Genomic DNA, 15,655 nt, shown 5'->3' on the forward strand with positions numbered 1-15,655 from the left:
ACAAAAACTGCATATATTATACAAAAAAGGACGGAGTCAAAATTTAATTTTTGATCTCGCCCTTTTCTAATTATTCGACGCTACCGCCATTTTTCTTGATAATCTCTTCTTGAATAGTCTTTGGAACTGGTTCGTAATGATCCATTGTCATTGTGAAAGTCCCACGACCCTGTGTTGCTGAACGCAGTGTTGTAGCATAGCCAAACATTTCAGCAAGTGGCACAAAAGCCTTAACAACTTGTGCATTACCACGAGCTTCCATCCCCTCAACACGACCACGACGAGCATTAACGTGTCCCATAACATCACCTAAGTAATCTTCAGGAGCAACGATTTCAACACGCATGATTGGTTCAAGAATTGCAGCGCCTGCCTTCTTAGAAGCATTACGCAACGCTAATGATGCGGCAACCTTAAATGCAGCTTCACTAGAATCGACATCATGATAACTCCCATCGTATAACTTAGCCTTAACATCAATCAATGGATATCCTGCAAGAACACCATTCTTCATTGATTCACGTAAGCCTTGTTCTACTGAAGGAATATATTCACGAGGAACAACCCCACCAACAATAGCATTTTCAAATTCAAAGCCTTTACCCTCTTCGTTTGGTGTAAATTCAACCCAAACATCACCATACTGGCCTTTACCACCAGACTGGCGCACGAACTTACCTTGTGCAGACACTTGTTTTGTAAATGTCTCACGATAAGCAACTTGTGGAGCACCAACTTTGGCCTCAACCTTAAATTCTCGTCTCATACGATCAACGATAATATCCAGATGAAGTTCACCCATTCCAGCAATTAATGTTTCGCCTGTCTCTGGGTTGGTTTCTGCCTTGAAAGTTGGATCTTCTTCAGCGAGTTTTTGCAAAGCAACATCCATCTTATCTTGGTCAGCCTTCGTATTTGGTTCAATCGATACCTGGATAACTGGATCAGGGAATTCCATCGATTCGAGAATTAATGGATGTTTGATATCAGTTAAGGAATCTCCAGTCGTTGTATCTTTTAAACCAATCGCAGCTGCAATATCGCCAGAGAATACTTCGGCAATTTCTTTACGATGATTTGAATGCATTTGCAACAAACGTCCAACACGTTCACGCTTGTCTTTTGTAGCATTTAATACGTAAGAACCAGCTTCAAGTGTTCCTGCGTATACACGGAAGAATGTTAAACGCCCAACGAATGGGTCTGTAGCAATCTTAAATGCCAAACCAGCAAATGGCTTATCATCACCTGCAACTAATTCAACTTCTTCATCAGTGTCTGGATTAGTAGCCTTATATGGTTTAACATCCAAAGGTGAAGGTAAGTAATCATTAACTGCATCAAGCATCATTTGGACACCTTTATTTTTGAAAGCTGAACCAGCCAAAACTGGGAACAGTTCCAAGCCCAATGTTGCTTTACGAATAGCTGCTTTCAATTCATCCTTGGAAATTTCTTCACCTTCAAGGTATTTTTCCATAATGCCTTCATCAATATCAGCGATTGCTTCAATCATTGCATCTCTGCGATTTTGTGCTTCTTCTTTATATTCATCAGGGATATCAACTGTATCCCATTTTGAACCAAGCTCATCTTCATCGTAGATATCGGCCTTCATTTCAATTAAGTCGATCACACCTTGAAATTCATCTTCAGCACCAATTGGCATCTGAATAGCTACGGCGTTTGCTTGAAGACGGTCCTTGATTGTACTTACAGAATAATCAAAGTTTGCACCAATTTTATCCATTTTGTTTGCAAAAACAATCCGGGGAACAGCATATGTTGTGGCTTGACGCCAAACATTTTCTGTTTGTGGTTCAACACCTGACTGTGCATCAAGAACAACCACTGCGCCATCAAGAACACGCAATGAGCGTTCAACTTCAACAGTAAAGTCAACGTGTCCTGGAGTATCAATAATATTAATACGGTGACTCTTCCACTGTGCAGTTGTTGCAGCAGAAGTAATTGTGATCCCACGCTCTTGCTCTTGTGCCATCCAATCCATCTGTGATGCCCCTTCGTGGGTCTCACCAATTTTATGAATTTTACCAGTATAATATAAGATTCGTTCTGTCGTTGTCGTTTTACCAGCATCGATATGAGCGACGATTCCGATATTACGTGTCCTTTCTAACGGAAATTCACGTTTGTTAGCCATTTGAGAGATTTCTCCTTCCAAATCTAATTAAAATTATGAATATTTCAAATAATTTCAAAAAAATGACTACTATAGGATTACAGAAATCATATAATAGCCATCTTCCAAAATTACCAGCGATAATGTGCAAATGCACGGTTTGCATCTGCCATTTTATGTGTATCTTCACGCTTCTTAACAGATGCGCCAGTATTATTAGCAGCATCAATAATTTCTTTTGCCAAACGTTCTGGCATAGTATGTTCACCACGTAAACGCGAGTAGTTCACTAACCATCTTAAACCTAATGTAGTACGACGATCTGGACGAACTTCAATAGGAACCTGATAATTAGAACCCCCCACACGGCGAGCCTTAACTTCAAGTACAGGCATGATATTCTTCATTGCTTCTTCAAACACTTCCAATGGTTCATTACCTGTTTCTTCTTTAATTGAATCAAAAGCTTCGTATAAAATTCTTGAAGCAGTCCCACGCTTTCCATCAACCATCAAACGATTAATTAAGCGTGTAACCAATTTAGATTTGTAAATTGGATCTGGGAATACTTCGCGCTTTGTAACAGCACCTTTTCTTGGCATCTAAATAACCTCCTTAAACCGATCTATTATTATTTCTTAGGTCTCTTAGTACCATACTTCGAGCGACTTTGTCTACGGTCAGTAACACCGGCTGTATCCAAAGCACCACGAACGATATGGTAACGAACACCAGGAAGATCCTTTACACGACCTCCACGAATCAAAACAACACTATGTTCCTGTAAGTTATGACCGATACCTGGAATGTACGCTGTTACTTCAATCAAGTTGGACAAACGAACACGAGCATACTTACGTAAAGCTGAGTTAGGCTTCTTAGGTGTCATTGTACCAACACGAGTTGCAACCCCACGTTTTTGAGGAGCAGGATTATTTGTTTGAGCTTTCTTATAACTGTTATACCCAAAGTTTAAAGCTGGGGCATCAGATTTTGAACCTTTAGATTTACGACCTTTACGAATTAATTGATTAATTGTTGGCATCTAAAGCTTCCTCCTTTCTAAATTTACATCTTTTAAGTACACACATCCAGGTGGTTCATTATTTTGCAAAAAAATAAAAAGAACCTAGACCTAGATGAAACAATGTATGCTAACGTAACACAGTCAGCATGTCCCGACAACGAGAGAAACTGTTCACATAAAGCACCTTGAGTATAATAACATCTCATTTAGGTGTCTGTCAATATTTTTTAAATATTTTCCATTTTTATTTTGAATGCGTAATTACATTTAGATAAACAAAAGGCGGTTATTTAGATGGACTACTTCTTAATTTTTCTTTTTGGTGCAGTTTTAAGTTCCTTCGTTGTGTGCTACAGCTGGAGATATGTCAATAATATATCCCAATTACACCAACATTCTTTTTGTGAGCAGTGTCATCATTCCCTCAAATTTTGGCAGCTGATTCCTATTTTTGGTTTTGTTTTACAAAGAGGTCACTGCTGCTTTTGCATCTCAAAAATCCCCCCTTTAAGCACTTTTATTGAACTTCTAGGTGGAAGTCTCGCAGTATATTGTTACTCTAACTATCCACGTTCTTATTTTTTTATTTTATTCTCTTTTGCCATATGGAGCCTCTGCCTTGGACTGCAAGATTATAAACTATATGCCGCTTCAAGCAAAATTTTGTATCTGGGTTTCTCAATATTCTTCGCATTAAGTATTATCTTTTTAAAATTTTCATTCTCGTATTTTTTTCAATTCTTTTTATTGTTAGTCATACTCATTTATTTCTCAATCAAAAAAATGTTCGGTTGGGCTGATGTAATCTATACTTCTACTTCTTATTTTGTACTCGGTTATCAATGCACTTTGTATTTATTACTCACCGCGTCAATCTTTGGTATTTTATTTTTTTTGATTACTCATCTAAAAAAAGTTCCATTTTTACCATTCCAGACTCTCTCACTAGTCATTATTATTGTGGTACATCCTTTCTACATTGAAAGTATATGTTAGACATTCTGATATACAAAAAAGGTGCCAAGTCAAAATTTAATTTTTGACCTGGCACCTTTAATTTTGGAAAAGCGTGTTCCATAAATCAAAATTCTCACCTAACCCCAAATTCCTCATAGCAAAACACACACAATATTAGTAATTTGGTATCAGTACTCAAATTTTATCGACCTATGGTACGCTCTCCTTTTTACTTCAGATTTATTTAATCACTTGAAGTAGAACCTTGCGCAGCAGCTTCTTCTTCCTTCATCTTCTTCTCTAAATCAGAAATAGAATAGACGTTCTCAGAAACTGTGCCAACTTCTTTAGGCTTGATTCCACGGTAGTCAGGCATCCCTGTACCAGCAGGAATAATCTTACCGATGATAACATTTTCTTTCAAACCAATAAGTGGATCATTTTTACCGCGAATTGCAGCATCCGTCAAAACACGCGTCGTTTCCTGGAATGAAGCAGCAGACAAGAAACTGTTTGTTTCAAGAGAAGCTTTCGTAATTCCAAGTAATACAGGTCTTGCAGTAGCAGGAATTCCGCCCTGAATTATGGTCTTATAATCCTGATCCTTAAAGTCGAAGATATCCATCAATGTACCTGGCAAGAGGTCTGTATCGCCTGGATCCATCACTCTAACTTTGCGTAACATCTGACGAGACATAACTTCAATATGCTTATCTGAGATTTCCACCCCTTGCATACGGTAAACTTTCTGGACTTCTCTTAGAATATAGTTTTCAGTTGATAATACATCGCGTACCTGAATAAGTTGTTTAGGATCGATTGACCCAACAGTCAATGCATCCCCACGGTGAATCTTATCTCCCTCAGCAACTTTTAATACTGAAGTGAATGGCAGACTGTAAGTTCTTGTATCCGTTTCACCCTTGACTGTAACTTCTTTTGTGCGCTCAGCAGGATTTTCTTCAATTGCCTCAATGACCCCTGTAACCTCAGTAATTTCAGCACGTCCTTTAGGATTACGTGCCTCAAAAATTTCCTGAACACGAGGGAGTCCTTGAGTAATATCATCTCCCGCAACACCACCAGTATGGAAAGTCCGCATCGTAAGCTGAGTACCGGGTTCACCGATTGATTGAGCAGCAACAGTTCCGACTGCTTCACCAACTTCAACTTCATCACCAGTGGCCATATTACGACCATAACAATGTTCACATACTCCATGACGAGTATTACATGTAAATGCCGAACGAATTGTAACCCTCTCAACACCAGCATTGATGATTTCATTTGCTATATCTTCATTCATCATAACATTTGCTGGCACGATAATCTTACCATTAGTCGGATTCTTAACTTCCTTCATTGTATACCGACCTAAAATACGATCGTATAAAGGTTCAATTAATTCATTACCTTCACGAATTGCTGTCACATCAAGTCCACGATCAGTTCCACAATCCTGTTCACGGATAATTACATCTTGGGCAACATCAACCAAACGACGTGTAAGATAACCAGAATCAGCAGTCTTAAGCGCAGTATCAGTCATACCTTTACGAGCACCATGAGTTGAAATAAACATTTCCATAACAGATAAACCTTCACGGAAGTTTGCAATAATTGGTAATTCCATTGTCTTGCCATTAGGTGCGGCCATCAATCCACGCATCCCAGCAAGTTGCGTAAAGTTGGAAATATTACCACGCGCACCAGAATCCGACATCATTTGAATTGGGTTCTTAGGATTCATGTTTTGAATAAGTTTTTCCTGAATCTGGTCTTTTGCATCATTCCAGATTGCAATAACTCTTTCGTAGCGCTCGTCTTCAGTAATTAAACCTCGACGGAATTGTTTTGCAACATTCGAGACTTCTTTATGTGCCTGATCAATAATAGCTGGTTTTTCCTTCAAATCAGTAACATCAGAAATACCAACAGTCAGTCCAGACTTAGTAGACTCATAATATCCAGCATCCTTCATTCTATCAAGCAGCTTAGACGTCTCAGTAACTTTGAATTTCTTGTAAACTTCGGCAACAATATCACTCAAGAAACCTGCTTTAAAAGGTAAAACTAATTCATGGTCAGCAAGGTATTGATGAATATCAGCACCTGGTTCGATGAAGAACTTATCAGGTGTCATTCCTGTAAGATTTTCTTCTGATGGTTCATTCAAGTATGGAAATTCTGGTGGAAGAATCTCATTAAAGATTGCTTTACCAACAGTTGTAACCATAATCCGGCCCTTTTGCCAATCACTGAAAGGTTTGCCTATTTTAGCAAGAGATGTTGTTTGCAAACCAATGCGTGTGTGTAAATGAACATAGTTATTCAAATATGCTGTACGTGCTTCATTAACATCTTTGAAAACCATTCCTTCGCCTTCACGTCCAGCCTCTTCAACTGTCATGTAATAGTTACCGATAACCATATCTTGTGATGGAGTAACAATTGGTTTACCATCTTTTGGAGCCAAGATATGATGAGCAGCAAGCATCAATAGTCGAGCTTCCGCCTGGGCTTCCGCAGATAATGGAACATGAATAGCCATCTGATCTCCATCAAAATCAGCATTGTAAGCCTCACAAGCTAATGGGTGCAAGCGCATCGCTTTCCCATTAACCAAGGTAGGTTCAAAAGCCTGAATTCCTAAACGGTGAAGTGTAGGTGCGCGGTTTAAAAGAACAGGATGTTCCTTGATAACTTCTTCCAACACATCCCAAATATCTTCATCTCGTCGATCAATCTTACGTTTAGCGTTCTTGATATTAGAAGCCATCTCACGTTGAACAAGTTCCTTCATCATGAAAGGTTTAAACAATTCAAGCGCCATTTCATGAGGAATTCCCATTTGATTCATTTTGAGCTTAGGTCCAACATCAATAACAGAACGTCCAGAATAATCAACACGTTTACCAAGTAAGTTCTGGCGGAAACGTCCCTGTTTACCTTTAAGCATATGTGACAATGACTTCAGTGGACGATTACCAGGTCCAGTTACAGGACGACCACGACGGCCATTATCAATTAGTGCATCAACAGCCTCTTGTAGCATACGTTTTTCATTTTGTACGATAATACCAGGTGCATTCAAATCAAGCAATCGTTTCAATCGATTGTTACGGTTAATTACACGCCGATATAAATCATTCAAGTCTGAAGTTGCAAAACGTCCACCCTCAAGCTGCACCATAGGACGAAGATCTGGGGGAATAACTGGAATGGCATCCATTACCATCCAGCTGGGTTTGTTGCCTGATTGTAAGAACGCTTCAAGAATATCAAGTCGACGAACTGCACGGGTTCTCTTTTGCCCAGTTGCTTCTTTCAATTCCTCTTTTAGCTCTGCACATTCTTTTTCAAGTTCAACATCTTGCAACAAAGTACGAATTGCTTCCGCACCCATTCCTGCTTTAAATTCTTTACCATATTGTTCACGTTTTTCACGAAATTCGCGTTCTGTCAAAAGTTGTTTCTTTTCAAGCGGTGTATTTCCAGGTTCCGTAACAACATATGAGGCAAAGTAGATAACTTCCTCAAGTGCACGCGGACTCATATCAAGTACTAGGCCCATTCGGCTAGGAATTCCCTTAAAATACCAGATATGTGTCACTGGTGCTGCAAGTTCGATATGTCCCATGCGTTCACGACGAACTTTAGAGCGTGTTACTTCAACACCACAACGGTCACAAACGATTCCCTTATAACGAATTCGTTTATACTTACCACATGCACATTCCCAATCTTTTGTTGGTCCAAAAATTCTTTCGTCAAACAAACCGTCTTTTTCTGGTTTAAGAGTACGATAGTTAATTGTTTCTGGTTTCTTCACTTCGCCATAAGACCAACTACGGACCTTATCCGAAGAAGCCAGACCAATCTGCATACTATCGAATTTATTGACATCGATCAAGAGATCGACCTCCTTTTCTTATTTGGATGATTTAAAGTAGCCGACTAGCTGATTTATAGCAACTAGTGTTCTGTTCTAGATTCAGTCTTTCCCGCATTGACTTCTTCTTCTTGTTCTTTCTTCTCAGCTTGTTCTTTCGCTACCTTGCTTAAAGCATCAACATTAACAACTTCATCGTCTTCGTCATCCATATCACGCAATTCAATTTCTTTTTTAGCGACATCTAACACTTTCATATCAAGTCCGAGTGACTGTAATTCTTTAACAAGTACACGGAATGATTCAGGAACACCAGGCTTTGGAATTGGTTCGCCCTTAACAATAGCTTCATAAGTCTTAACACGACCTACAACATCATCTGACTTATAAGTCAAAATTTCTTGTAGTGTGTAAGCGGCCCCGTAGGCTTCAAGTGCCCAAACTTCCATTTCACCAAAGCGCTGACCACCAAATTGAGCTTTACCTCCAAGTGGTTGCTGGGTAACAAGTGAATATGGTCCAATTGAACGGGCATGAATCTTATCATCAACCATATGTGCGAGCTTCATGTAATACATCACACCTACCGCAATCCGATTATCAAATGTGTCTCCAGTCCGTCCGTCATAGAGTAAAGTCTTACCATCAGTTGCCATTCCAGCTTCTTTCAAAGAATCCCAAATATCACTATCGCGAGCACCATCAAAAACTGGTGAAGCAACATGAATTCCGAGTTTGCGAGCAGCCATTCCTAAATGGAGCTCAAGAACCTGTCCAATATTCATACGAGACGGTACACCCATTGGGCTAAGCATAATATCAATTGGGGTACCATCAGGCATAAATGGCATATCTTCTTCAGGAATAACAATTGAAACAGTCCCTTTATTACCATGGCGTCCAGCCATCTTGTCACCAACTTGAATCTTACGCTTTTGTGCAATATAAACACGAACCATCATATTGACACCAGGTGATAATTCATCCCCTGCTTCACGTGTAAAGATTTTTACATCTTGCACGATTCCGCCACCGCCATGAGGAACACGCAATGAGGTATCACGAACTTCACGCGCTTTTTCTCCGAAAATTGCATGCAGTAAACGTTCTTCAGCAGATAATTCCGTCACACCTTTAGGAGTAACCTTACCCACTAAAATATCACCATCATGAACCTCGGCACCAATACGCACAATCCCGAATTCATCAAGATCACGCAGTGTATCTTCACCAACATTCGGAATTTCGCGAGTCATTTCTTCAGGTCCAAGCTTGGTATCACGAGCTTCTGATTCATGTTCTTCAATATGAATAGATGTATATACATCCTCTTTAACTAAACGTTCATTAATGGCAATTGCATCTTCAAAATTATAGCCATCCCAAGTCATAAAGGCGATCAATGGGTTTTGTCCTAATGCCAACTCGCCGCTTTCCATCGATGGACCATCAGCCAAAACTTCATCATAATCAACATGGTCTCCCACACGCACAATCGGTCTTTGGTTGTAGTTCTTACCACCATTAGAACGGCGGAACTTCATTAACTTATACTTATCAAGTGAGCCATCAGCACGACGAACACGAATTTCACGTGCATCCACATACTCAACGGTTCCTTCACTCTTACTGATTAAAGCTACCCCTGAATCATGTGCAGTCTTGTATTCAATACCTGTTCCTACAAGTGGAGCATGAGGATCAAGTAGAGGCACAGCCTGGCGCTGCATGTTGGCACCCATCAAAGCACGGTTAGAATCATCATTTTCCAAGAAAGGAATACATGCTGTCGCAACTGCAACAACTTGCTTAGGCGAAACATCCATGTAATCAACTTTATCAACAGTTATCTCAATATTTTCACTCTTATTACGAGCCATAACAACATTATCGACAAATGAACCATCCTCATTCAATGGTGAGTTGGCTTGTGCAATAACATAATTATCTTCTTCATCAGCAGTCAAATAATCAATTTTATCTGTAACCATATGCGTTGTCCACGAGACACGACGATAAGGGGTTTCAATAAATCCATAACGATTTACCCGAGCATAAGAAGAAAGACTATTAATCAAACCAATATTAGGTCCTTCAGGTGTTTCAATTGGGCACATCCGACCATAGTGAGTATAGTGAACATCTCGAACTTCATATCCCGCACGATCACGAGTCAATCCACCAGGCCCTAAGGCAGACAAACGACGCTTATGTGTTAATTCACCAAGCGGATTGGTCTGGTCCATGAACTGTGAAAGCTGTGAACTACCAAAGAATTCTTTAATAGAAGCAACTACTGGACGAATATTGATTAATTGTTGAGGTGTCACAGTTGATGTATCCTGAATTGACATTCTCTCACGAACAACACGTTCCATACGTGAAAGACCAATTCTAAATTGATTTTGTAATAACTCACCAACCGAACGAATTCGGCGATTACCTAGATGATCAATATCATCAACAAATCCAATTCCTTCTTGCAGACTAAAGAAGTAATTCATTGAAGCAATGATATCAGCAGGTAAAATATGTTTGAATTTTAAATCAATGTTTCCATTGCCAATCATATTTACAATTTTTTCTGGATCTTTTTGAGAGTAAACCTTAATGATCTGAAGCGTTGTTGGGTCAGTAACAACCCCTTCATCTGATGGATGAAAAACAACTGTTTTAAAATCATTTTTTTCAAGATATGGTGTTAGTTTCTCCATAACATGTTTATCAAGCACAGTATCCTTATTGACAATAATTTCTCCGGTCTCAGGATCTGCTAACGTTTCAGCAAGAGTTAAATTAAGCAATCTAGTTTTTAAATCTAGTTTTTTATTAATCTTGTAGCGACCAACGGGAGCTAAATCATAGCGTTTTGGGTCAAAAAAGCGTGCAGTCAACAAACTACGTGAACTATCTGCTGTTTTTGGTTCTCCTGGGCGTAGTCTTTCATAAATATCTTTTAATGATTCAACAACACGTGAATCGTCTGCATTTTTATGAACATCTTTTTCAAGAGTCAACAGCAAACTATCAGTGTTACCAAGGATTTGAATAATCTCATCATCTGAGCTATAACCCAGAGCACGAACCAATTCAGTTAATGGAATCTTACGTGTTCGATCAATACGAACGTATGCAATATTTTTTGCATCTGTTTCATATTCTAGCCATGCACCACGATTAGGAATTACCGTTGTTCCGTAATTCTCACGGCCATTTTTATCTAACTCTGAATTATAATACACTCCTGGTGAACGTACTAACTGAGAAACAATTACACGTTCAGCACCATTAATAATAAACGTACCTTGCTCGGTCATTAATGGAAAGTCGCCAAAGAAGACATCTTGTGCCTTGATTTCGCCTGTTTCATGATTAATTAAGTTAAGAGTTACATGAAGTGGTGCTGAATAGTTTGCATCGTGTTGTCTTGCTTCCTCTACAGTGTACTTAGGTTCAAGTAACTGATAGTCGACAAATTCAAGCGACAAGTTACCCGCAAAATCCTCGATTGGCATAATGTCTTCAAACATTTCACGAAGACCCTCATCCAAAAACCAGTTATAGGAGTCACTTTGAATCTCAATCAAGTTAGGTAAGTCAAGCACTTCTTTGATTCGAGCATAACTTCTACGTGTACGGTGTTTGCCGTATTTTACTATATGTCCTGCCAAGTTGTTCACCTCTCAAAATTTTTCTGTGACGGCCAGTCAAATATTACATTTGTATTACAAATTACTAAAAGAACATTTTTTTGGCAAAAAAAAACCAAAAACAGGTCACATCGTATACCGAATTAACACCATTTTTGCTTCTATAGGGGGATTCTATGGACAATAGATCACAGTCTCCCCATTTCACAGTTTTGCAATTACTTATGATACCAATAAAATTTTATTGTGTCAAGAATAAAATTGGAGTCTGCAACACCCTAAGCCACAACAGAGAAACGTATAATATAAAGGCTTACTAAACGTAAGAAAAAAGCAGTACAAAGTCGGGAAAATTTAAGTACTAACTCGAAATTTTGACTTATGAAACACGTTTATACGGAATAAAGAGAGGAACTGAATCAAAATTTAACTTTTGACCCAGCCCCTCTCTATTTATTATGAATAAACACGTCGTACAGCAAAGTTCGCACTATATTCGTAATTTTTTGTTAATAACCAAATCTCCTCGACTTTATGGCACTGACTTAAAAAGTTTTTAAACCTTACTTTAATACTAAGAACATCACTGTTTTGTTAATTCCTTTTTATTCTCGTTCTCAGTAACAGTAATATTAATCTTGCCTTTAGATGCACCGATTGTTACTTTGCTTCCGACCTTAACTTGTCCAGTAATCAATAGTTCACTCAATTTATCCTCAACATCGGTTTGTAAGGCCCTTCTAATTGGCCTTGCTCCATATTCAGGATCAAAACCGTTTTTTGTGATTACATCAACGGCGGCTGGTGTAATCTTAACCGAAACATCTTGCTCCCGCACACGATTCAACAATTCATTTGCCATAAGTTTAACAATTTTGTGCAGTTCTTCTTTTTGAAGTGAGTGGAAGATGATTGTTTCATCAACCCTATTAAGAAATTCAGGCTTAAATGCTTTCTTCAAAACTTCGCGAATCTTAGCTGACATCTTAGTAAAATCACTAGCCGAATCTGTACTGCCAAAACCAACTTCTTTTTCATCCCTAAGCGCAGTTGCTCCAAGATTAGATGTCATTATGATAATCGTATTCTTGAAATCAACTTTTCTACCCTTTGAATCTGACAGATATCCGTCGTCTAAAACTTGTAATAAGATATTAAAGACATCTGGATGCGCTTTTTCAACTTCATCGAAAAGAATAACAGAATATGGATGTTGTCTTACTTTCTCTGTTAACTGTCCACCTTCTTCATACCCAACATATCCGGGTGGTGATCCGATAAGACGACTTGTTGCATACTTCTCCATATACTCACTCATATCTATCCGAATCATCGAGTCTTCTGAACCGAAGATTACTTCTGCAAGACTCTTAGCCAGCTCCGTCTTTCCAACACCCGTAGGCCCGAGAAACATAAACGAACCAATTGGACGATTAGGATCCTTCAATCCACTTCTTGCTCGTCTAATGGCACGTGAAACAGCGGAAACAGCTTCATTTTGTCCAATAACACGTTTGTGCAAGACCTTTTCAAGATCAATCAAACGGGTCGTTTCCTTCTTTTGCATCTGAGTAACCGGTACCCCAGTCCATTCAGAAACAATTTTTGCGATATCCTCTGATTCAACACTCAAGGAATATCCGGTATGATTAGCATTAGCTTTTGTTAGCCTGTCAAGCTGCTTCTTAATCTTTAATTCCTTTTCTCTAATCTCAGCAGCTTCATCGAATTCCCCTGAACCTAGTGCTACAACCTTTTGTTCAGCCAAATCCTTCAATAAATTTCTTTTTGCAGCAATTTTATTCACTCCATTGCTGTTTTCGATTCGCACGCGTGCAGCAGCCTCATCCATTAAGTCAATTGCCTTATCCGGTAAAAAACGATCTGCGATGTAACGCACACTCAACTGTACAGCACTCTCAACAGCCTCATCTGTTATTTCAACTTGATGGTGTTCTTCATAGCGAGAACGTAAGCCCTTAAGAATTGCAATTGTATCCTCACTTGAGGGTTCTTCGACTAATACCTTAGCGAAACGACGCTCAAGTGCAGAATCAGACTCAATATATTTTTGGAACTCATCAAGAGTAGTCGCTCCAACAACTTGAACTTCTCCCCTCGCCAATGCTGGTTTTAAGATATTCGAGGCATCAATTGCTCCTTCTGCCCCACCAGCACCAATCAAAGTATGCAGTTCATCAATAAACAAAATAACATTGCCATCTGCATATATTTCATCAATTATTTTCTTAACACGATCTTCAAATTCTCCACGATATTTAGTGCCTGCTACCAATGAACCCATATCAAGCATCATTACACGCTTATCCTGCAATGAGTCAGGTACATCTCCAGCGATAATTGCTTCTGCTAACCCTTCCGCAACTGCTGTTTTGCCAACTCCGGGTTCACCAAGGAGAACAGGATTGTTTTTTGTTCTTCGGCTTAAAACTTGAACCAATCGTTTAACTTCTTTTTCACGCCCAATTACTGGATCAATCTTTTTGTTTTGAGCTAAATCCGTAAGATCCCTTGCTAAGGAATTAAGGGTTGGTGTCCCATTTGCTTTAGTTGATTTCTTTTCATATTTTTTCATTTGTGCTTCACTCAAGCCCAATTTATGCACTATTGATTGGTACATTCTTCTAGTATCAACATTAAGCGCCTGTAAAATACGCGAAGAAAGAATATCGTTATTTCTCAAAAGAGCAAGTAACAGATGCTCCGTTCCAATTTTTTGTGCATTAGTCCGTTTGGCCTCGTCACCAGCCAATGCTAATATTTCTTTTGCCCTTGGAGAATATGGAAGATAACCGACTTTATCAGTCTTTTTCAACGTTCCATATCCAGCAATTCGTTCGATTTCTTCTCTAACATCTGTCTCTGTAACTATAAATTGTTTTAAAACTTTTGCTGCGATGCCTTGTTCTTCGAGGGTCAAAGCAAGTAATAAATGTTCTGTTCCAATTGCTTGATGGCGAAAATATTTAGCCTGTTCCTGTGCCAAAACTAAAACTTTTTTCGCGCTTGGTGTGAATAAATTATCCATTATAACCCCTCACTTTCTAGTCATCATATCTTAAACGATTCAATATACTGATTAAAATCCTTGCTCTAACTATCTTTTCTATCTGTCTATTTTCAAAGGCGAGAGTTCGCTTGTCAATACTAGAAATAATCAAGTTAGATTCTCTTCTTGTAAGCATTCCTTCCTGGTACACACTTTGGATGATTTGAAATGCCTTGTTAAAATCAATTTCATCCCCGATTATATTAATCAAATCGTCTATAACATCTGAATCATCTAATAAATTCACTTTAACAATCCTGATGTAACCCCCTCCACCACGCTTGCTTTTTACAACATATCCATTTTGAATGGTAAATCTGGTATTGATAACATAATTAATCTGCGATGGTACACAATTGAAAAGTTCAGCTATTTCGGAGCGCTTGATTTCAACTTGTTGCGAATCAGCTAGAATACTTTTGAGGTATTTCTCAATAATATCTGAAATATTTTGGCTTTGCATGCAATCACCCTTTTTAATTTGACTAATATTGACTTTTATTATACGGAAAAAAATTGCAATTGCAAAGTTAACGATATACAGACAAGTTATTTTAGCTTTGTTACAGATTAAACCACAAAAAAAATTTTTATCAACCTAAATATTAAAAAAAGCTCAAGAACACAAAAAAAGTTATGGTAGAATTCCATAACTTCTTCATATGTGTGTACTCAAGTCGGGAAAACAAGATTTGAACTTGCGACCCCTACGTCCCGAACGTAGTGCTCTACCAAACTGAGCTACTTCCCGATTACTAACTCCAAAGAAATAAGCCAACCAATTTTCAAATCGGGAAGACAGGATTCGAACCTGCGACCCCCTGGTCCCAAACCAGGTGCTCTACCAAGCTGAGCTACTTCCCGATTAATGCACCCAGTAGGAGTCGAACCTACAACCTTCTGATTCGTAGTCAGA

8 protein-coding genes and 2 tRNA genes are annotated in these 15,655 nt (G+C 38.8%); 1 reads left to right on the forward strand and 9 read right to left on the reverse strand.

The genetic code is table 11. The features are described from left to right. Nucleotides 1-70: 70 nt before the first annotated feature. The 3 genes from fusA to rpsL all read right to left on the reverse strand — a co-directional run bounded on the left by fusA (nt 71) and on the right by rpsL (nt 3,188). Complete coding sequence (gene fusA / locus FFX44_RS08075; protein ID WP_289979825.1) at nt 71-2,164, reverse strand: elongation factor G; 2,094 nt, start codon at nt 2,162-2,164, stop codon at nt 71-73. Between the two features lie 110 nt (nt 2,165-2,274). Continuing rightward, a complete protein-coding gene (gene rpsG / locus FFX44_RS08080; protein ID WP_003689451.1) occupies nt 2,275-2,745 on the reverse strand; it encodes a 30S ribosomal protein S7 in 471 nt (156 codons plus the stop codon). A 29-nt stretch (nt 2,746-2,774) separates the two neighbouring features. Further along, entirely contained in the window at nt 2,775-3,188 is a 414-nt protein-coding gene (gene rpsL, locus FFX44_RS08085; protein WP_289979829.1) for a 30S ribosomal protein S12, read from the reverse strand. Nucleotides 3,189-3,464: 276 nt separating this feature from the next. Between rpsL and FFX44_RS08090 the strand changes: the two genes are divergently transcribed. Beyond that, the gene (locus FFX44_RS08090; RefSeq protein ID WP_289979831.1) at nt 3,465-4,166 is read left to right on the forward strand and encodes an A24 family peptidase; all 702 of its coding nucleotides are present in this window, start codon (nt 3,465-3,467) and stop codon (nt 4,164-4,166) included. Nucleotides 4,167-4,371: 205 nt separating this feature from the next. Here FFX44_RS08090 and rpoC read toward each other — a convergent pair whose 3' ends face one another. From rpoC to FFX44_RS08120, 6 genes are all read right to left on the reverse strand, one after another. After that, on the reverse strand, nt 4,372-8,040 hold the full coding sequence (rpoC, locus tag FFX44_RS08095; protein WP_289979832.1) for a DNA-directed RNA polymerase subunit beta': 3,669 nt from the start codon (nt 8,038-8,040) through the stop codon (nt 4,372-4,374). A gap of 62 nt (nt 8,041-8,102) precedes the next feature. Then, the gene (locus FFX44_RS08100; protein WP_289979834.1) at nt 8,103-11,699 is read right to left on the reverse strand and encodes a DNA-directed RNA polymerase subunit beta; all 3,597 of its coding nucleotides are present in this window, start codon (nt 11,697-11,699) and stop codon (nt 8,103-8,105) included. 553 nt (nt 11,700-12,252) lie between these two features. Beyond that, complete coding sequence (locus FFX44_RS08105) at nt 12,253-14,718, reverse strand: ATP-dependent Clp protease ATP-binding subunit (RefSeq protein ID WP_289979836.1); 2,466 nt, start codon at nt 14,716-14,718, stop codon at nt 12,253-12,255. A gap of 16 nt (nt 14,719-14,734) precedes the next feature. After that, nucleotides 14,735-15,202 (reverse strand): CtsR family transcriptional regulator, encoded by a 468-nt coding sequence (locus FFX44_RS08110; protein WP_289979837.1) that lies wholly within the window; start codon nt 15,200-15,202, stop codon nt 14,735-14,737. Between the two features lie 214 nt (nt 15,203-15,416). Next, nucleotides 15,417-15,490: transfer RNA gene (locus tag FFX44_RS08115), tRNA-Pro, on the reverse strand. 39 nt (nt 15,491-15,529) lie between these two features. Further along, a tRNA-Pro gene (locus tag FFX44_RS08120) sits at nt 15,530-15,603 on the reverse strand. Between the last annotated feature and the right edge of the window lie 52 nt (nt 15,604-15,655).

It is taken from the genome of Lactobacillus sp. UCMA15818, assembly GCF_030400225.1.
In the GTDB taxonomy this organism is placed as follows: domain Bacteria; phylum Bacillota; class Bacilli; order Lactobacillales; family Lactobacillaceae; genus Liquorilactobacillus.

What these genes read in the sequence shown, in the direction of transcription:
- FFX44_RS08105 (WP_289979836.1), bottom strand. Translation starts at nt 14,718, where the DNA reads ATGGATAATTTATTCACACCAAGCGCGAAAAAAGTTTTAGTTTTGGCA.
- FFX44_RS08090 (WP_289979831.1), top strand. Translation starts at nt 3,465, where the DNA reads ATGGACTACTTCTTAATTTTTCTTTTTGGTGCAGTTTTAAGTTCCTTC.
- FFX44_RS08110 (WP_289979837.1), bottom strand. Translation starts at nt 15,202, where the DNA reads ATGCAAAGCCAAAATATTTCAGATATTATTGAGAAATACCTCAAAAGT.
- rpsL (WP_289979829.1), bottom strand. Translation starts at nt 3,188, where the DNA reads ATGCCAACAATTAATCAATTAATTCGTAAAGGTCGTAAATCTAAAGGT.
- fusA (WP_289979825.1), bottom strand. Translation starts at nt 2,164, where the DNA reads ATGGCTAACAAACGTGAATTTCCGTTAGAAAGGACACGTAATATCGGA.
- rpsG (WP_003689451.1), bottom strand. Translation starts at nt 2,745, where the DNA reads ATGCCAAGAAAAGGTGCTGTTACAAAGCGCGAAGTATTCCCAGATCCA.